19 protein-coding genes are annotated in these 18353 nt (G+C 70.8%); 11 read left to right on the forward strand and 8 right to left on the reverse strand.

Annotated elements, in window-relative coordinates:
* Positions 1 to 140 precede the first annotated feature (140 nt).
* The 3 genes from OG251_RS38070 to OG251_RS38080 form a co-directional block, all read right to left on the reverse strand.
* On the reverse strand, positions 141 to 704 hold the full coding sequence (locus tag OG251_RS38070) for a cysteine hydrolase family protein (protein ID WP_326681835.1): 564 nt from the start codon (positions 702 to 704) through the stop codon (positions 141 to 143).
* A 330-nt stretch (positions 705 to 1034) separates the two neighbouring features.
* On the reverse strand, positions 1035 to 2177 hold the full coding sequence (locus OG251_RS38075; RefSeq protein ID WP_326681836.1) for a serine hydrolase domain-containing protein: 1143 nt from the start codon (positions 2175 to 2177) through the stop codon (positions 1035 to 1037).
* A 159-nt stretch (positions 2178 to 2336) separates the two neighbouring features.
* Positions 2337 to 3560, reverse strand: coding sequence for an alpha/beta hydrolase family protein (locus OG251_RS38080; protein ID WP_326681837.1), 1224 nt, complete (start codon positions 3558 to 3560; stop codon positions 2337 to 2339).
* Positions 3561 to 3917: 357 nt separating this feature from the next.
* Between OG251_RS38080 and OG251_RS38085 the strand changes: the two genes are divergently transcribed.
* From OG251_RS38085 to OG251_RS38100, 4 genes are all read left to right on the forward strand, one after another.
* On the forward strand, positions 3918 to 4862 hold the full coding sequence (locus OG251_RS38085; RefSeq protein WP_326681838.1) for an ATP-binding cassette domain-containing protein: 945 nt from the start codon (positions 3918 to 3920) through the stop codon (positions 4860 to 4862).
* On the forward strand, positions 4859 to 5683 hold the full coding sequence (locus tag OG251_RS38090) for an ABC transporter permease (protein WP_326681839.1): 825 nt from the start codon (positions 4859 to 4861) through the stop codon (positions 5681 to 5683). Before OG251_RS38085 ends, OG251_RS38090 begins: the two co-directional genes overlap by 4 nt.
* 131 nt (positions 5684 to 5814) lie before the next feature.
* Positions 5815 to 7122, forward strand: coding sequence for a sensor histidine kinase (locus OG251_RS38095; protein ID WP_326681840.1), 1308 nt, complete (start codon positions 5815 to 5817; stop codon positions 7120 to 7122).
* Positions 7119 to 7781: a response regulator transcription factor gene (locus tag OG251_RS38100; protein WP_326681841.1), complete on the forward strand. Its 663-nt coding sequence runs from the start codon at positions 7119 to 7121 to the stop codon at positions 7779 to 7781. Before OG251_RS38095 ends, OG251_RS38100 begins: the two co-directional genes overlap by 4 nt.
* Positions 7782 to 7964: 183 nt before the next feature.
* Here OG251_RS38100 and OG251_RS38105 read toward each other — a convergent pair whose 3' ends face one another.
* Both OG251_RS38105 and OG251_RS38110 read right to left on the reverse strand, forming a co-directional pair.
* Complete coding sequence (locus OG251_RS38105) at positions 7965 to 8960, reverse strand: hypothetical protein (protein WP_326681842.1); 996 nt, start codon at positions 8958 to 8960, stop codon at positions 7965 to 7967.
* Between the two features lie 226 nt (positions 8961 to 9186).
* The gene (locus OG251_RS38110) at positions 9187 to 9882 is read right to left on the reverse strand and encodes a hypothetical protein (RefSeq protein ID WP_326681843.1); all 696 of its coding nucleotides are present in this window, start codon (positions 9880 to 9882) and stop codon (positions 9187 to 9189) included.
* Between the two features lie 116 nt (positions 9883 to 9998).
* Between OG251_RS38110 and OG251_RS38115 the strand changes: the two genes are divergently transcribed.
* The 4 genes from OG251_RS38115 (at position 9999) to OG251_RS38130 (ending at position 12077) form a co-directional block, all read left to right on the forward strand.
* Positions 9999 to 10649: a TetR/AcrR family transcriptional regulator gene (locus OG251_RS38115; RefSeq protein ID WP_326681844.1), complete on the forward strand. Its 651-nt coding sequence runs from the start codon at positions 9999 to 10001 to the stop codon at positions 10647 to 10649.
* A 270-nt stretch (positions 10650 to 10919) separates the two neighbouring features.
* Complete coding sequence (locus OG251_RS38120; RefSeq protein WP_326681845.1) at positions 10920 to 11420, forward strand: MarR family winged helix-turn-helix transcriptional regulator; 501 nt, start codon at positions 10920 to 10922, stop codon at positions 11418 to 11420.
* Positions 11421 to 11440: 20 nt separating this feature from the next.
* The gene (locus tag OG251_RS38125) at positions 11441 to 11650 is read left to right on the forward strand and encodes a hypothetical protein (RefSeq protein WP_326681846.1); all 210 of its coding nucleotides are present in this window, start codon (positions 11441 to 11443) and stop codon (positions 11648 to 11650) included.
* A gap of 115 nt (positions 11651 to 11765) precedes the next feature.
* Positions 11766 to 12077: a DUF2316 family protein gene (locus OG251_RS38130; RefSeq protein ID WP_326681847.1), complete on the forward strand. Its 312-nt coding sequence runs from the start codon at positions 11766 to 11768 to the stop codon at positions 12075 to 12077.
* A 135-nt stretch (positions 12078 to 12212) separates the two neighbouring features.
* Here OG251_RS38130 and OG251_RS38135 read toward each other — a convergent pair whose 3' ends face one another.
* Positions 12213 to 13208, reverse strand: coding sequence for a helix-turn-helix transcriptional regulator (locus OG251_RS38135; RefSeq protein WP_326681848.1), 996 nt, complete (start codon positions 13206 to 13208; stop codon positions 12213 to 12215).
* Between the two features lie 91 nt (positions 13209 to 13299).
* Here OG251_RS38135 and OG251_RS38140 point away from each other — a divergent pair, with 91 nt between their 5' ends.
* The gene (locus OG251_RS38140) at positions 13300 to 13698 is read left to right on the forward strand and encodes a VOC family protein (RefSeq protein WP_326681849.1); all 399 of its coding nucleotides are present in this window, start codon (positions 13300 to 13302) and stop codon (positions 13696 to 13698) included.
* 63 nt (positions 13699 to 13761) lie between these two features.
* On the opposite strand, the gene OG251_RS38145 is transcribed toward OG251_RS38140, so the two are convergent.
* A complete protein-coding gene (locus OG251_RS38145; protein WP_326681850.1) occupies positions 13762 to 14454 on the reverse strand; it encodes an NAD(P)H-binding protein in 693 nt (230 codons plus the stop codon).
* Between the two features lie 174 nt (positions 14455 to 14628).
* Entirely contained in the window at positions 14629 to 16140 is a 1512-nt protein-coding gene (locus OG251_RS38150; protein WP_326681851.1) for an alpha/beta hydrolase, read from the reverse strand.
* A 71-nt stretch (positions 16141 to 16211) separates the two neighbouring features.
* Here OG251_RS38150 and vph point away from each other — a divergent pair, with 71 nt between their 5' ends.
* Both vph and OG251_RS38160 read left to right on the forward strand, forming a co-directional pair.
* Positions 16212 to 17093: a viomycin phosphotransferase gene (gene vph, locus OG251_RS38155; RefSeq protein WP_326681852.1), complete on the forward strand. Its 882-nt coding sequence runs from the start codon at positions 16212 to 16214 to the stop codon at positions 17091 to 17093.
* A 148-nt stretch (positions 17094 to 17241) separates the two neighbouring features.
* Positions 17242 to 18315 carry a DUF3533 domain-containing protein gene (locus OG251_RS38160; RefSeq protein WP_326681853.1) on the forward strand — a complete coding sequence of 358 codons (1074 nt, stop codon included), beginning with the start codon at positions 17242 to 17244 and terminating at the stop codon, positions 18313 to 18315.
* Positions 18316 to 18353: the final 38 nt, after the last annotated feature.

Here is an 18353-nt window from a genome sequence, read left to right on the forward strand (position 1 = left end):
GCTCCTCTCAGCGCGGCGCAGCGCACGGGACTTGGCGCTGTCGCAGCCGCGGTCGAGGTTCGAGGTAGAGGTTGACAGTTTCCGGCATCGCGCCGATCTGCCCCTTCGCCACGTCCAGGGTGGTGGGCCGCTACGGTGCCTCACTCACTGCGCAGTTCGTCAGCCGGAGCGAAGGCCACTTCGGATGCCGGCAGCACCCGGATGCTCCGCCCTGGGAAGCCGATGTTCCGGAAGATCTCGTTGAGATGCGCGATCGACTGCCGCGGCGAGGCGAACTCGCCGCTGTCGGGCCGGACGGACGTGGTGTGCCCGTCGGTGACCAGCACAAGGTCGTACCGGTGACTCAGCGCCTGCCGCGCCGTGGTGTCCACACAGATCTCGGTCGCGAACCCGGTGACGACCACCTCGGTGACTCCCAGCGCCTTCAGGACCTTGTCGAGGTCGGTGTCCAGAAAGCTGTCCGGGCTGTTCTTGTGGACGACCGTCTCGTGGGCGTCGGGCGCGAGTTCGGGCACGACCCGCCAGCCCTCGGTCCCGGCTTCCAGCCCGGAGCCCCGGTCCTGAATCGTTATCACCGGTATGCCGGCGGCCTTGGCGCGTTCGCGCAATCCGGCGATCACGGCGACGGTCTCGGCGGCCCGGTAGGCGATGGCCACCGGGGCGTTCTGCATGTCGATGACGAGGAGCGCGGAGGCGTGTGACATGGGCTCACGGTAGCGGCCCTTCTCGGGGCAGCGATGTGATCACGAGGAATGCTCCCCGCGACGACATCCGCGCTTCGCCGCGATCTCCTGTGTCAACGCCACATTGCTGACCGTGCCGCCGTACTGCTGACGCGCTCGCCCGGATGTGGTGAAATCCAGGCTGCCGGTGGCCGGGGACAACAACAGGTTCGTCGCCGCACCGCTCGATGCCCTCCGGGCGGAGCGACCTGATCAACCGGTTCGGCGTCCCTGGTGATGACCCCGACCACACGCTCCCGACACGGGCCCGCCGCCCCACGGAGAGGCGGATCCCGGATCAAGCAGGGGCGGTCACTTCCCGCAGTACTCCCCCTCGATCACCTTGTCCATGTCGCCGGTCCAGTCGCCGTTGAAGTTCACGGAGAGGGAGTGACGGCCGTCGGCCGTTGTCGTGACCGAGGACGAGGAGCCATGGATTCCGCCGTCGTGTCCCCAGACATGGACACCGCAGGAGAGGGTGCGGTCCATCAGTCCGAGTCCGTAGGACACGTTCGGAACGCCGTCCACCTTCACCGTCGTCTTCATCTCCTTGAGCTGCTTCGGCGGCAGCAGCTCGCCCTTCAGGAGAGCCGAGGTGAAGCGGTTGAGGTCGGCGGAACTGGAGATCATCTCCCCGGCGGACGAGGCGATCGACGGATTCAGGTACGTTACGTCGTACGTCCGGCCCTCCGTCGTCTCCGCCAGCTTCGAGTACGCCCTGCTGCTCGGGGACGGGACGGTCGGGCTCGTGCCCGGCACCGATGTCGCCTTCAGGCGCAGGGGCTTGATGATGCGACGGCTGATCTCCTCCCCGAAGGTGTGCCCCGTCGCCTTCTCGATCACCATCCCGGCGATCACGTAGTTGGTGTTGGAGTAGCTCCACGACGTTCCCGGCTCGAACTCCGGCCCGTAGGCCATCGCGGTCGCCACCAGCTGGCGGGGCGTACGGGTGTCGTAGCGGTGCTGGAAGAAACCGTCGGCCAGGAAGTACGCGCGGTAGAAAGCCGGGTCCCCCAGGTATTCGTAGATGCCACTGGTGTGGTTGAGGAGCTGGCGGAGGGTGATGCGTCGGCCGTCGTGGCCGTGGCCCCGGACCAGGTCCGGCAGCCACGTGTCCACCGTGTCGTCGAGCGACAGGCGTCCCTCCGCCTCCAGTTGGAGCATGACGGTGGCGACGAACGTCTTGGTTATGCTGCCGACCCGGTAGCGGTCGTCGGCCGAACGTGGGCTGCCGGTGCGCAGATTGCCCACGCCGGCCGTCGTCGACCAGGTGTCGTGTCCGTCCCGTGCGGTCGCCGTGACGCCGGGGATACCCGCCGTCACCGCCGCCCGGACAGCGGTTCTCGTCGCGGAGTGGTCGTCCGCGTGGCTGTCCGCCGCGGCGAGCGACGGTGCCGCCAGGGTCACTGTGAGAGCGGCGGCCGTGGCGGCCACCAGTGTCGTGCGTACAAGCATGTCTTCCCCCAACTGGGCCGGTGATCAGCTCGGTCGGGAAACAGGACGCAGGTCGATGCGCGGCAGTTGCTTCCCCTGGGGCGGTTGAGCAGTTTTCGGTCTCCTTTCGGCGACGGGCTCGACGGGCTCGACGGGACACAGCTGGCCGCCGAAACCCACTTACGGGTTGTTGAAGGTGACTTCCGGTTCGGTCGGCGTCGGGCCGTCCAGCAGCGGCTGGGGGGTGTGCTTCAGCTGCATGCCGAAGAAGGCCCCGACGTACGCACGGGTGATGTCCAGCGAGCGGCTGCCGGAGAGGACCAGCGGTGACTGCGTGCCGGACAGGCCGAGTTCGTCCAGGAAGAGGGGGACGTCGGAGAAGCTGTAGTGCGTCGCCCCGGCGACGGTCAGCCAGCGCTTCCAACCATCCAGCCGGTCCCACGCCTGGTCCCAGCTCGTGTCCGTACCGCCGGGACGGTGCGTGCCGTCGTCCGTGCCGAGCATCATGAACGGTCTGCCGCCGAGTCCGTCGGCGGGTACGGCGGCGTGGAAGGCGCCGTCGATGTTGATGCCCGCCCGGATGCGGCGGTCGCGCGCCATGGCTGCCGCCGCACTCGCGCCGCCGACCGAGTGACCGGCCATGCCGATCCGGTTCCGGTCGATCAGTCCGGCGTACCGCCAGGCCGGGCGCGGCCCGGTGAGCCGGTCCAGGAGGAAGGAGACATCCGCACCCCGGCCGGCGGTGAGAGCCTCCTTGTCCTGTTCACTCCGGACCTCCGCGCACGCGACGCAGGTCAGCATCCGGTCACCGGGGAAGGCTGTGCCGACGGACTCGTAGGCGTGGTCCACTGCGGCGACCACATATCCTCGGCCGGCGAGTTCCTCGGCAAGGCCGGTGAGGGTGAAGCCCGAGACACCGAAGCCCGGAGAGAGCACCACCAGGGGATACCGGCCGTGGGCGGGCCGAGCGCCGACGCGGCCGCTGGTGGTCGTGGCGCTCAGGGTCTCGGCGGGGAAGACGCCTTCCAGCCCGTAGCTCTTCAGGAACAGCCGGGCCTCCGGCACTGTGGCGTACGGCGTCGGCGTACCGGTGCCGGGAAGGGCGGGATAGAACATACCGACCCTCAGCTCACGAGCCCTGTCCGGCACCCATGGATCGCGGCGGGCACGGTCGACGAGGTGGAGGGTGTCGCGGCCGACCGCGTACGGGCCGGTGGGACGAGGGAGTGATGTCCGGGGGGCCGTGTCGCTGCGGACGGAAGAGCCGACGGAAGAGGAAGCGGAAGGAGCGGCGGACACGTGCGTAGGGGTCGGAGCCGCGGCGGCGGGCCCCGCCACGGCGGTCGGCAGCGCGAGGGCCAGCGTGAGCAGGGCAACGGTCGGGGTTGCGGAGAATCTGGTCATGTCCCGGACGCTAGAGGCCGCGGCCGGTCCAGCGCGTCAACCGCCGGTCGCTTTCCGGCGCCCCGCCCGTACGCCCCCGTCCCGCCCTCGTGAGCCGCGTTTCCCCGGCCCGTTTCCCCAGGTCGAACCGCTGCGCCCGCCCTCCCGCCGCCCCCGGTGGCCACCGGTGCCCATCTGCGACGGGTGCGACGGAGCCGCCCGGTGCGCCGACGTCTACCCCTGCGGGTGGAGAGGTGTCCACCCCGGGATGCGCATCTTCGACGGCGGGGTTCAACCCGTGGGCTCATGTGCCGCGCCGGGCCGGAAATCTAGCGTGGTGGTCAGTTGACGCCACTGCGACCCCGACGAGGACATCCGATGATCGAAGCCCATGGGCTCACCAAACGCTATGGGGACAAGACCGCTGTCATGGATCTCACCTTTGTCGTCCGGCCCGGTGTTGTCACCGGATTCCTCGGGCCGAACGGCTCCGGGAAGTCCACCACGATGCGGATGATCCTGGGACTGGACGCACCGACGGCCGGCCGGGTCGTGGTCAACGGAAAGCACTACGCCGCGCACCGCGCACCGCTGCATGAGGTCGGGGCGATGCTGGAGGCCCGTTCGATCCATACCGGCCGCTCCGCCTTCAACCATCTGCTGGCGCTGGCCGTCACCACAGGCATCCCCCGCAGCCGGGTGGACGAGGTGATCGACATCGTCGGGCTGCGGAAGGTGGCCGGGAAGCGGGCCGGCGGCTTCTCGCTGGGCATGGGACAGCGGCTCGGTATCGCGAGCGCTCTGCTCGGTGACCCGGCCACCGTCGTCCTGGACGAGCCGGTGAACGGGCTCGATCCCGAAGGCGTGCTGTGGATCCGCGGTCTGCTCAAGGACCTGGCCGCCGAAGGACGCACGGTGCTGGTCTCCTCGCATCTGATGAGCGAGATGGCGTTGACCGCCGAGCACCTCATCGTGATCGGGCGCGGCCGGCTGATCGCCGACACCTCGGTCGGGGAGTTCACTCGGCGTGCCGCCCGCAATTCGGTGCTCGTACGCTGCGACGAGGCGGAGCGGCTGCGTGCGGCGCTGACCGGGCCGGATGTCGCCGTGACGGCGGCCGGCCGGGGCGCACTGGAAGTCACCGGCCTGAGCAGCGATCGTATCGGCCGGATCGCCGCAGACCACGAGATCGCGCTCACCGAGCTGACACCTCGCCAGGCGTCGTTGGAGGAGGCGTTCATGGAGCTGACCCGGGACGCTGTCGAGTACCAGACCCCCGACCGGCTTCCGGCCGGTTCCGGCACCGAAGGACGTGCGGCGTGAGCACCGATACGATGCACCGGTTCACCGCCCCCGCCGGGCACGGCCGGCTCACCCGGACGCGGGTGCTGCACTCGGAGTGGGTCAAACTCCGCACCCTGCGCTCGACGTTCTTCACCCTGCTCGCCGCCGCCGTGGCGATGACCGGGATGGGCCCGCTGTTCTCGGCGCTCACCGCCTCCCACTGGTCGGAGATGAGCGTGGCCGAGCGGGCGAGCGTCAACCCGACGGCACTGAGCCTGATCGGTTTCTTCCTGGCGCAGTTGGCGGTCGGCGTCATGGGTGTGCTCGTGGTCAGCGGCGAGTACTCGACCGGCATGATCCGTGCGACCTTCTCGGCGGTGCCTCGACGGCTCCCGGTCCTGTGGGCCAAGGCCACCGTGTACGCGGCGGTGACCTGGGGGCTGATGACTGCCATGTCCCTGACGGCGTTCCTGGCCGGTCAGGCCCTGATGTCCTCCACGGGAGCCGGCGCCTCGCTGAGCGACCCGGGTGTCACCCGCGCCGTCCTCGGCACCGGTCTGTACCTGACCGTTGTGGGACTGCTCAGCGTCGCTGTCGGCACACTGACCCGTAACACCGCGGGTGGCATCACTGCCGTCTTCGGTCTGCTGCTGGTCCTGCCGGAGCTCGTCAAGGCACTCCCCTCCTCCTGGTCCGACCGGATAGGTCCGTACCTGCCGAGCAACGCCGGACACGCGCTCGCCGTCCTCCAGTCGGATCCGCACACCTTGGCGCCATGGACCGGATTCACCGTGTTCTGTCTGTACGCGGCCGTGGCGCTCGGCGGAGCCGCGGTGGCACTGAAACGACGGGACGCGTAGTGGTCGGTGAGGGCGCGGCCGGATTCGGCAACCGGCCGGGCGGGACGGGCGGGGGCGTCGCCTGCCGACGGGCCGGACACCGCGGCGGGCCGGCCCGGGTACCTGCCGGGGCACCGCCCGGAAGCCGGACCATGGCGAGCGGTGCGATGACGGTGACCGAGCCCGCCACCGCACCGGTCGGGCAGCCGTGGCGCACCCTGACCTGGTGCGCCCGGCTGCTGCGAGCACGGGCCCGGCTACCACCGATGGCGGTGGACGCGATTCTGGTGACCACGCTCTTCGCCCTCACCTCCCTCGTCGTCCGCATCGACCTGCACGACCGCCCATGGCTCCTCGCATTCCAGGCGGCCTTGCTCCTGCCCCTGATCTGGCGGCGTCGGGCACCCGTGACGGTGTTCGCCGCAGTGGCCTCGGCGGCCTTCGCCCAGTGGCTCGCCGACGTCCAGCTACCGGCCGACATCGCGCTGTTGATCGCCCTCTACACCGTGGCCGCATACACCGGCGGCCGGCAGTTGCTGGTGGCCGGTGCCGTCTCCGAAGCGGGGATCCTGATGGCATCCGTGCGCTGGTCGACCGAGGGCAGATCCCTCGGCGCGGCCGTGAGCCTGACCGCCATGGCCACCGCCGCCGCGGTCATCGGCGCGAACATGCGCACCAGGCGTGCCTACTTCGCGTCCGTGGAGGACCGTGCGGTACGCCTGGAACGTGAGCGCGACCAACGGGCTCGGCTCGCGGTGGCCGAGGAACGGGCCCGTATCGCCCGCGACATGCACGACATCGTCAGCCACAACCTGTCCGTGATGATCGCTCTCGCCGACGCCGCGGTCTACGCCCAGTACCGCACGCCCGACAGGACGACCGCCGCCATGCGGCAGGTCGCCGACAGCGGGCGCCAGTCCCTCACCGAGATGCGACGAGTCCTCGGGGTCCTGCGTGCCGATGAACCGGACGCGCTTCGTCACCCGATACCCGGCATCACCCAACTGCGGTGCCTCCTCGACCAGGTGGGCACCGCCGGGCTGCCGGCCCGCCTCCGTGTGGCAGGCGATCCCTCCCACGTCCCCACCGCCGCACAGCTCACCGTCTACCGACTGGTACAGGAAGCCTTGACCAACACCCTCAAGCACGCCCCTCGCGGCACCCGCGCCGAGGTGCGGGTGTGCTGCTCCGCCGAGAGCGTCGCCCTCGATGTCACCGACGACGGCCACGGCCGCACCGCGCAGGATCCCGACGCGCCGCGCGGGCACGGAATCCCCGGTATGCGCGAGCGCACGGCCGCGTACGGGGGAACTCTGCGGGCGGGACCGCTCCCGGGCGGCGGCTGGCGGGTCTCGGCCCGCCTCGACCTGAGCACAGCAGGAACAGCAGGGACAGCAGGAACAGCGGGAACAGCGGGGGCAGCGGGGGCAGCGGGAGCAGCAGGGACCGGTGCCGCGTGACGATCCGTATCCTGCTCGCCGACGACGAACCACTGCTGCGTATGGCGTTCACCATGGTCCTGGAGGCCCAGCCGGACATGGAGCCGGTCGGCGAGGCCGGGGACGGCGCCGATGCCGTACGCCTCGCCCGGCTGCTCCGCCCCGATGTCGTGCTGATGGATGTCCGGATGCCCGGTACCGACGGCATCGAGGCGACCGGCCGGATCATCCGGGACTGCCCACAGACCCGGGTCCTCATTCTGACCACCTTCGACCTCGATGAATACGCCTTCGCCGGACTCAGGGCCGGGGCGTCGGGCTTCCTCCTGAAGAACGCCCTGCCCGAGGAGCTCCTCGCGGCCATCCGGAACGTCGCCGCGGGGGACGCGGCGGTCTCGCCGCGCATCACCCGTCGCCTGCTGGAGAACTTCGCCCACCAGCTCCCCGCGGAGCGCGAGCAGGTGGAGGACGAGCGTCTGGAACGGCTCACGGCACGCGAACGCGAAGTACTCGTCGAGGTGGCCCGCGGCCTGTCGAACACCGAGATCGCCGCCACCCTGCACCTCGCGGAAGCCACCGTGAAAACACATCTGAACCGGATCCTGACGAAACTGGAGCTGCGCGACCGGGTGCAGGCCGTCGTCTTCGGCTACGAGACCCGCCTCATCCGGCCGGCATGAGGACGTTCAGGGACGTCGCGCCGCCGGCGGCCGGCTCTTCGGAACCCCGCTCGCCAAGGCCGCCGGTCCGGCGGGACCCACGGTCCCGACCGCGTAGGCCATGGAGCGGCGTCGCTGTGGCGGGTGATGACGCGGAGCAGGGGCCGCACCTGTCGCTGGTCAGGTCGCGGCACGTGTCTGCCGTCAGGCGGTGGCGGTCCCCGGGCGGGCGGGAGCCGAGCGCTTGCCACGCCGGTCGGCGAAGAAGGCGAGGGCGACACCGATGACGACCCAGGCGGTGAGCACCAGGGCCGGGAGGCCGGCGCCTGTGCCGTCGAAGAAGGCGTTGGTACGCAGGAGGCTTCCGGAGGCGCCCGGGGGGAGGAGCTGACCGATGGCGGCCCAGCTCGTGGGGAGCCAGTGAGGGCCTGTGGCGAGGCCGGAGAGGGGGTTGCCCAGGAGCATCATGAGTGCGCCGCCGAAGGCGAAGCCGGCCATGCCGAGGAGGGCTTGGAGCCCCAGGAGAGTGGTGGACATGGCGGCCGTGCCGAGGGTGACTCCGAGGGCGGTGAGCCAGTAGTTGCCGTCGGTCGAGTGGGTGGCGAACTGAAGGACGGCGGTGACAGCGGCGCCCGCCACGACGGAGAAGAGCAGGGCTCCCGTGAGGCGGGTCCGCAGCCCTCGGTGACCGGGGAAGACGCTGCCGAGTATCAGGGCGGGGAAGATTCCGCCGAAGATCATGGGCAGGAGTGCGGAGGTCAGCCCGGTGCCTCGGGGGTCGTCCTCGGTGAAGGGCACGAGGTCGTGGACGGCTGCTTGTGTCTCGTACCGTGCGGCGAGCCCGTCCCCCAGTTCGGTGAGGGCGCCGGTGGCGGAGGGGCCGCCCGCGGTGGCGGTGTAGACATCGACGCCGTGGTCGGTCACCGCGAGCCCACCTGCGATGTCGCGGTCCTTGACGGCGGACTTGACGGCGTCGGTGGTTTCGTAGACGTGGACGTCCCACGCGTCCGCGTCGGTGTTCGCCCGGATACCTTCGGTGGTCTGCTGGGGCCCGGTGACGCCGATGGGGATGTGGTGGGGGCCGCTGTGGAGCGAGGGCAGCGCGAACGCGCACAGCATCGTGGTGATCAGGGCTGCCAGGCCGAGGACGACCAGGGTCAGCTTGCGTCCCGTACCGGGCGGCGTGGAGTGCTTGGTCATAGTGCGTCTTTCTGTGCTTCATGCCGTGCGCGGAGAGGACGGAGCCCCCGTCCGGGCCGGGGTGGTGCAGAAGGCAGGACCGCGCGGGGCGCCCCGGCCACGTACGCCGAAGCGGGTGGTCCGTACGGCCCTGACGCGGTCGCCGGCCGCGCTGCCCGTGGGCCGGGCGGCGGGCCGATCCGGCCCCGGTGGGCTGCGGCTGAGGCCCGACGCCCGGCCGTGATCCTCAGGCGCGGGCCGCCGCTGCGGCGACGATCCAGTTCCTGAACTCGACGGCGTAGTGCCGGAGGTGATGCTCCAGGACGTCGTCCGGGCATGTGGTGGGCAGGTAGACCGTCAGGTTTGCGGTGAAGCCGTCGGCGGTGTCACCGAACTGGATCAGCGCCCGCCCGACGACGGTGCCGTCGGCCAGGAACAGATTCGAGGACATCTTGCGCGGATACTCCGACTCCGGGAGAACCTCGTCCGCGTCCGCTGCCCAGGCCAGTGCGTCCGTTCCCCAGCCGCCCATGTAGAAGTCGCTGACGTGGGTGCCGATGTTCTCCACCACGCGCGCTCCGATGGCATCGGTGCCCATCACGTAGTGCTCGGGGTGCGCCGCGAGGAGTGCGCTCCCGTCGCCCGCGAATGCGCTGTCCATCCAGGCCAGGAACGCGCCGGAGGTGAGGCCCTGCGTCGCGAGCACGGTCGTGCCTGCCTTGAAGCTGCCGTCGGAGGTGCGAGCACACTCGCGCAGGAAGGCGTTGCCCTCCTCGATGTCCGCCGCCAGGAGATCGAGGAGCCCCTGGCGTCCCAGCAGAGTCCGGAAGCGGTCCACGGCGCGGCGGGCGTAGAACAGCTCGAAGTCGTCGATGCTCCCGGCGCCGGTGGGCCCTGATTCAAGCGTGACGGTCACGGGCGGGGAAGTCTGGTTGTCGGTCATGGTCGAACCTCCATTAGAATGCGAATGTGAATTCACATTCGCATCACGAGGTTACCCATGGGAGTGCACCCCTTGTCAACGGACCTGCCGAGACCGTCGCGGATACGATGCGGGACATGATCGAGGAGCCGGAGCGTCCAGCGCCCTACCGGGAACCCAGGCAGGCGCGCAGCGCCGCGACGCTGGCTCGCGTACTGCGGGCCGCCGAGGAGATCGCCTCCTCGTCCGGTCTGGAAGAGATGACGATCACCGGCGTCGCCCAACGCGCCGGCGTCTCGGTCGGCACGATCTACCGTCGCTTCGAAGACAAGGAACAGCTGATCACCGCCCTGACGGAGCGGATGCTGGAACGGCGCGAGGAGTACGTGGCCGAGCGACTGCGCGCGGCCGAACCCTCACTCTCCGGCGTCATGGACGCCTACGCGAACGCACTGTTGCAGTCCTTCGCCGACAGCAGCAAGCTCTTCCCCGAACTGATGCGGGCGCGGGGCACGCGCGCCCTTGACCGCGGGGCCCGCACCATCACCGAGATCCACCGCCTCCTGCTCGAAGCGGCAGCCCCGTACGTCGGCCAGATCCGGCGCTCCGACGCACAGACGGCGCTGGACACCGTGGCCCGTGCCGTCCTCGGCGCCTGCTTCCACAACTCCGTACGCCCCGACCCCGCTACCGGCGCGGCCGCCCAACGCCGGTACGCGGGCGAACTCGGCGACATGGCGATCGCCTACCTCATGACCCCCGACCGCGGCCGCACCGCCCACAGCTGAGGACGCCGAAGCGACCGGACACCACGACCCCGAGGGCGCACCGCCGCCCCGGGACGGGCCGCCGGGGTCGGACCGGCACCGGGGCGCACAGCGTACGGACCGGCCGGTTCGTCACCACGAGGTCGCACCCGTCACCCCGGGTCCCGACAGCCGGGTCACCGACTACGGCGAAGGCTCATCGGAGGAGCCGGCCGCAGGAGGCCAATCTCGCATCACCATTTAATGAGGGCCCTCAATATGAGGGTATGGTGGCAAGTGGAGGTGGTCCTCGTGGACGAGTTCGAGCTGTCTGAGCAGCTGCTGTCCTGCGTGACGAAGATCCGGCGGGTGCTGGACGAGCGTCTGAAGACTCACGGTGCGTCGGTGGCCCGGAAGCGGGTCCTCGGGGCGCTGGTCCCGGGCCCGATGCGTCAGGGGGCGCTGGCGACGGCGTTCGAGGTCGCTCCTCGGACCATCACCGAGCTGGTGGACGGTCTGGAGCGCGACGGACTCGTGGAGCGGCAGGCGGATCCCGACGACCGACGGGCGCGGCTGGTGTTCCTCACCGGGTCGGGCCGGCGGGTGAACGAGCTGGCCATCGCCGCTCGCGCCGAAGTGATCAAGGAGATCTTCGCGGACCTCTCGGCAGAGCAGCGTGGCGAGCTGTCGCGGACGCTCGGCGCCGTCAGTACGCGCGTCACGGCGATGACGACCACGCCCGCACCGGATCCGGCCGCGCCCGGCAACGGCGTTCCCCTGGACGTCCTGACCCTCTCCGACGACTCGCGCTGACCGCCGCCGCCACCGCGGACATGACCGGCCCGGCGCAGGACGCGGACGGCATCGCCACCATCCACGCCGCGATCGCCTGGCTCCTGGCTCCTGGCCCAGGGCGGCAGAACGGCAGCATCGTCACCCTGATCGGAGCCGGGCGCCCCCGCCGCATCGCCCAAGCGCTGTCCGCAGCCGTGGGCGATCGCCACGCCGCCCCGCGGCCCGCCCAACCCGACAGCGAACACTGAGCCCCCACACGGCGAAAGCCCCACTCGCCGGTCATGTCATCGCTCTCCCCGCGCCTCCCACGTCAGCCCGGCGGACAGCAGACGTCTCCCCCGCCGCACTCTCCGAAGGAACACCATGTCTCTCAACGACGAACAACGGGCCCGTACAAAGGATGAGTTGCTGGCCAACTTCCGTCTGGCGGGCACCACCCCCGAAGAGGTCCAGGCCCACCTGGACTTCACCTCGCAGCAGTTCGACGACACGATCAACCTGCGCGAACAGTGCACACCGCAGGATGTGTGGCTGCTGCGCGACCACCTGGAGAAGCTGGTACAGGCCCGCGGCGGGACCCCCGCCCCCTACAGCGTCCTCACCCGGAGAGCACGCCTCGCCGCCGCCCTCTGGTTCCCCCTGCGCCGCGCGCCGGGCGGGGAGCACCGTCCTTGATGGAGCAGAAGTACATGTGATGCGCTCTCCCGCCACGGCCACCCGGCGAGGGCGTACCGTTTCGGCGGCGCCGAACAGCCCACGTGCCGGGGCGGAAGGGATTCGGTGCTGACCGGTGCGGGGGCTTCCGGTCCGTCATGCGTGGGGCGGGCTTCGCCGGGCGGATTTCGTGAGCCGTTCGGCGAGAGCTTCGACGAGGCCGCGGAGCTCATCCGGGCGTTCGATGACGAAGGGCAGGTCCAGCGAGGCGAGTACAGCAGGAAGCCAGTCGAGCCGCTCCACGCGCAGCTCGACACGGGACCAGCACCCGGTCTCCGGATCCGCGCCGCTCGGGGAGGTCGGTTCCTCCACGAGCGCGACACTTGCGGGAAGCCGGGAGTGGATCTGCTCGGCCGTCCCCTGGATCCGCAGGGTCACCTCATGCCGGTACGGAGCCGAGGCGAGCCCTGTCAGAACGCGCTTCGCCGGGTCGAGACCGGCGGGTGGCTCGAACGAGCCGGGCAGCGTTCTCACCCCGGTGATGCGGTCCAGGCGGAACGTGCGGTCCTCGCCGGTCGTGAGATCCGCAGCCGTTACGTACCACCTGCCCGAGTGGGCGACGACCCCGTGCGGGTGCAGTGTGCGTTCGCTGCGCCGGCCGTCGGCGGCGGTGTACCGGATCGAGACGGGCCGGTGATGGTTCACCGCGTCGGCGATGGGGAGCAGGACCGCGGATTCCGGGGCGGCCGCTTCGCCCGGCGGAGCCGTGAAGGCCAGGGAGCCGAGCACGGCGTGCAGTCCGAGGCTCAGCCGCTCGGGCAGCGCTCGCCTGATCTTGGCCGCCGCCGTCTCACTCGCCGTGTCCGTGGCCAGGCCGGCGCGACGGCCCGCGAGCAGGCCGAGCAGGACGGCGAGCGCTTCGTCATCGCTCAGCATGAGCGGAGGCATGCGGTATCCGGGGGCGAGCCGGTAGCCGCCGTAGCGGCCGCGCACCGATTCGACGGGTACGTCGAGGTCGAGGAGGTGGCCGACGTAGCGCCGCACGGTGCGTTCGTCGACATCGAGCCGCCCGGCGAGTTCGGTCACGGTCCGGAGTCCTCCCGACTGGAGGAGTTCCAGCAGGGTGAGCACGCGGGCAAGGGGGCGGGGCATGCTCAGAAGTCTGCCGCACATACCGGGCGGGTTCCGCCCGGTATTCGTCGTAGCGTGCGATCAGAACCACCGACCGACCAGGAGAATCCCCATGAACTTCGTCTCCGTCCGCATCATCACGGACGACATCGCCCGCCTCGTCGACTTCTACGAGCGCGCCACCGGAGTACCTGCCGTCTGGTCCAACGAGGACTTCGCCGAGCTCAGGACCCCCTCGGCCACCCTCGCGATCGGCAGCACCCGTACCGTCCCTCTGTTCGCGCCCGGCTCCGCCCGCCCGGCCGACAATCACAGCGTCATCCTCGAATTCCTGGTCTCCGACGTGGACAGCGTGCACAAGAACCTGACCGCCTTCGTGGAGGACTTCGTCAACGAGCCCACCACGATGCCCTGGGGCAACCGCGCACTCCTGTTCCGCGACCCCGACGGCAACCTCGTCAACTTCTTCACCCCCGTCACACCGGCCGCCGACGAGAAGTTCGCCCGCTGAGGGCAACACGACCCCGCAGGTGTACGGATTCGCCTCCGGCGCCGCCGGACGCGCAGGGTCCTGTCATTCGAAGGGGGCGGGGCTGGGCGCCCGGAAGGAGCCTCGGCAGACAGCGGCGACGGCTGCGTGGACGGGGGTGGTGCCGGAGATGAGTTCCAGGGTCCGGCCCGCTGTCGCGGGGGTCGCGAGCAACGCGGCGAGCACGGCCGCGACGTCGGCGCGGTTCACCTCGCCCGGGCCGGTGGTCTCCGCGAGGTGGACCCTGCCGGTGCCCGCGCCGTCCCGGAACCAGCTGGGGCGCAGAATCGTGCAGTCCAGAGCGGGGCGGGACAGAAGGTTCCGGTCGACTTCGCCCTTGCCCCGCATGAACGCTTGGACCACGGGGTCCACCGGGTACTGCATGGTGGGATCGGCGCCCAGGGCGGACAGCATGATGTAGCGGCGAACGCCGACAAGCTCTGCGGCGTCCGCCATCGTCAGGGGGGCATCGCGGTCGACGGGGTGCGCCCGGCACGCGTCTCCCCGCCCGACACCGGCGGCGAAGACGACCGCGTCCGCACCGGTGAGAAGGACAGCGAGCTGCGCCGCCGTGGCGGTGGCCAGGTCCAGGAGCAGCGGTTGGGCACCTGCCGCCCGGAGGGTGTCGGACTGCTCCGGGCGGCGGATGATCCCGGAGACCCTGTGCCCCTGGGCTGCGAGCAGCCGGGTGAGAGTGAGCGCGACGCGGCCGTGGCCGCCGGCGATAACGATATGCACGTCATGCCCCGTGCCCACTCCGGCGTCGCCCGTACACGTCCGTCACTCCAAGAACCTTTTGTATGACGCACCTCCGCGAACGGGCCGCCGGGCCGTGCGGCCGCCCGTCCCGCTGCCACACGGGGACCGGGAGCCACTGGCCCATCACGTCAGCGGGATCGCTCCTGGGGCGCGCTATGCGTCGCAGACGGTGTCCCGGGCGGGCAGGGTGCCGTTCAGCAGATAGGTGTTGACGGTCCGGTTGACGCAGCTGTTCGGGTAGTACGCGTAGACCGTGTGGGCCCTGACGGGTACGGTCACGAGTTTCGACGCACGCATCGCCCGGTGCATACGGAGCCCGGACTCGTAGGTGGTCCGGGTGTCGCCCGTCGCCTGCACCTGAAGCGCGGGCACCGTGTTGTCGATCGTCGTCAGGGGCTCTCGCGGCTTCTCCTTCCAGAACGCGCAGGGAAGCGGCGCATGGGTCACCGGCCCGAAGACCGGCTGTGATTCCCGGCTTCGCTCCACAACCCGCCAGTAGTACTCGCGGTTGTGGGGCATGTCCGCGTCGGCGCAGTACACACCCAACTGGGCCGCGTAGTCCGCCGCCCGGTCCGTCCCCGCGGAGTCGAAGATCAGGTTCAGGGATCCCCGCAGCCCCGGCGGTACGGTGACCGGCTTCCCGTCGGCCGCGTCCCTCAGCACCCGCAGCATGCCCGCGAACTCCGCGTTCACGGTGTCGTCGCCGACGGAGACGAGGAGCAGCAGTGGCAGTTCGTGGTCGGTGATCCGGTGTCCGCCGACCCGGATCGGCTTCTGTGCCGCTCCCTCGATCATCGCCTCGACGCCGGTGCGCACCGCGGCGGGCGTGGTGCCGAGTCCGTACGCGCGGTGCCGCTGTGCGGCCCAGGCCGCGAAGTCGTCGAGCGCCTTCTCGTTGGCGGGCCCCGCGCGTTGCACCATGCGGAGCGGGTACTCGGCGGGATCGGGTGCGCTGTCCAGGACCAGCCGGTCGACCCTGTGGGGGAACATCTGGGCGTAGGTGGAGCCCAGAACCGTTCCGTACGATTGCCCGAACAGCGACGTCCTCCGCTCGCCCAGCACGCTGCGGACGATGTCCGCGTCCCTGGCGATATTGCGGGTCGAGAGGTGGGGCAGCACATCAGGGTGCTTGTCCCAGCATCTGCGGGCGTCCGTGCGGGACAGCCGCACGCTCCGGTCGAATCCCGCCCGGCCCGCCCCCGGGGCGTGGAGCCAGGTGCCGCGGGTCAGCCCACAGTCCACCGGGGTACTCCTTCCGAGCCCCCGTGTGTCCATGCCGATGATGTCGTACGCCGCTGCCACCCCGGGGCTCATCACCTTCCGCAGGTCCCGGGGCATGCCGAGCCCCCGGACCCCGGGGCCGCCGGGGTTGGTCTGGAGAATGCCGCGCCGCTTCGCCGGATCAGACGATTTCAGACGCGAGAGGGCGACCTCGATGGTGCGCCCCTCCGGCGTGCCGTAGTCGAGCGGAACCCTGATCCGCGCGCACTGTGTCCCGCTGGCGGCGAGCGAGGGGTCATCACACGCGGCCCAGTCGACGGACTGGTTGCGGAACCGGCCCAGACCGTCCCCTCCGCCGGACGAGGAGGCGAAAACGGGCGGCCCGGCCGCAGCGCCAGGCCCCGATGCGGACGGGCGCCTTCCGCGACCGCGACGGGAAACCACCAAAATATCCGTGCTGCCGATGGTTCAGCATGTCACCGCACACCGTTGGAAAGCTTGCGGAAGCCTGAGAAGTGGAGAGTTCACCCACCATGGGAATCATCGAGACGCACCACGATGTACTGAGCCGACTGCTGCCCGGTGACAGGGTGGACGAACTCACCGTGCACCAAGGGCAGTTCCACCATGTGGTGATCGGCTCGGACCGGGTGGTGTGCTTCGCCCGCACCGAAGCGGCCGCAGCCCGGCTGCCCGCACGTGCGGCCGCGCTGCGCGCCCTCGCAGGGCTCGGCCTCGGCTTCCGTACTCCGCGTCCGCTTGCCGAGTCCGGCTGCCGGGCCTCCGACGAACCTCCGTACCTGGTGATGAGCCGCATCCCCGGGGCGCCGTTGGAGGACGACGCATGCGACAGCCCCGCGGTGGCCGAGGCAGTGGCGACGCAGTACGCCACCCTCCTGTCCGCCCTCGCCGCCGCGGGCAGCGACGAGAGCGTGCGCGCGGCGCTGCCGTCGGCTCCCGAGAGGGAGTGGCAGGAATTCGGGGCGGGGGTGCGCGCCGAGTTGTTCCCGCTGATGTCCGGCAGCGGGCGGGAGCGCGCCGGGCGCGAGCTCAACGCGCTCGACGCGCTCCCCCACCTCACCGCCGCTGTGGTCCATGGCGACCTCGGAGGCGAGAACGTGCTGTGGGAAACCTCTGGCGGTCTGCCTCGCCTGAGCGGTGTCGTCGACTGGGACGAGGTCACCGTCGGCGACCCGGCCGAGGACCTGGCCGCGGTCGGGGCCGGCCACGGCGAGGAGCTGCTGGGCCGGGTGCTCACGCTCGGCGGCTGGGCCGACCACGAGATGGCCGGGCGGATCGCCGCGATCCGCGGCGCCTTCGCCCTCCAGCAAGCCCTCTACGCGCAGCGGGACGGCGACGAGGAGGAGCTGACGGACGGTCTCATCGGCTACCGGTAGGCCCGGGAGCCGGGAGCGCCGGCCGGATCCGCCGCGCTCCCAGTGAGCCAGGGACACCCGCTCGTACGCGGACGCCGCTGCCGTACGTGATCAGCCGTTCGGCCCCGCCCCGGCTGCGCCGGCACCGGCTTGCGCCGAAGTTGGGCGTATGGCAGCGCAGAGCTCGGACGGCGGACTCGGCGGTCACTCGGCGATCGGGCTCCGCAGCGTCAGAGGTGCTGGGAGCGGGCGAGCGGCGCTCCTGCTCCTCGGGGTACTGGTGCTGCAGACCGCCTTTGTCCTGTCGTGCATCGGCGCGTTCCGCCAACAGACCCCGCACCGCATTCCGCTGGCCGTCACGGCCCCCACGACGCGGAGCGCCGACGACGCGTTCTACCGGCTCGCGCTGCTCCCCGGTGAACCGGTGGATCCGCGCCAGGCTGCCGACGAGGCCGCCGCCCGGGAACAGATCCGGGATCGGGAAGTGGCCGGTGCGCTCGTCCTCGCCCCGCACGGCACCGCCGACCTTTTGCTGGTCGCCGGTGGAGCGGGCCCCTTGCTCGCCCAGGAACTCGCCGCGCACGTCACCGCGGCCGAGAAACCCCACGGGCGCACGGTCCGTATCCGGGACGTGGTCCCCACCGCACCGGGCGACCCCCGTTCCCTCTCCTGCTTCTCGCTCGTCGTGGGCTGGTGTGCGGGCAGCATCCTGTGTGCCTTGGTACTGGCGTTCGGGGCGGGCGGCCGCCGGGCAGGGGCACACCTCGCTCCAGCCGCCCTGGGGGTGCTGCTGTTGTACTCGGTCCTTGCGGGACTGCTCGGTGCGCTGATCGCCGGGCCTCTTCTGAACGCGGCTCCGGGGAACTTCTGGGCGTTGTGGGGGCTCGGATCCCTGCTGGTTCTGGCGGTCGGAGCACTCACGCTCGCGCTCTGCGAACTGGCCGGCATGCTCGGAACCGGTCTGGCTCTCCTGCTCGTGGTCGTCCTCGGTGTGCCGAGCGCGGGCGGGGTGTGTCCCACCGAGCTGCTGCCCCCGTTCTGGCGCACGATCGGCCCCTCGCTGCCTCCCGGCGCGGGCCTGGACGCCGCACGCTCGATCGTCTACTTCAGCGGCAACGGCGCCGGCGGTCCGTTGCGGACGCTCTCCGTCTGGGCTGCCGGCGGCGCGGCCGCGGCACTGCTGGGCGGAGTTCTCACGTCACGGGCCGGCGCTCCTGCGGGGCGCGGCCGTCGCCGCCCCTGATGTCGAGTCACCGCAACGGCGCTCCCGGTCCGCGGGCG

The sequence above is a fragment of the Streptomyces sp. NBC_01237 genome (assembly GCF_035917275.1).
In the GTDB taxonomy this organism is placed as follows: domain Bacteria; phylum Actinomycetota; class Actinomycetes; order Streptomycetales; family Streptomycetaceae; genus Streptomyces.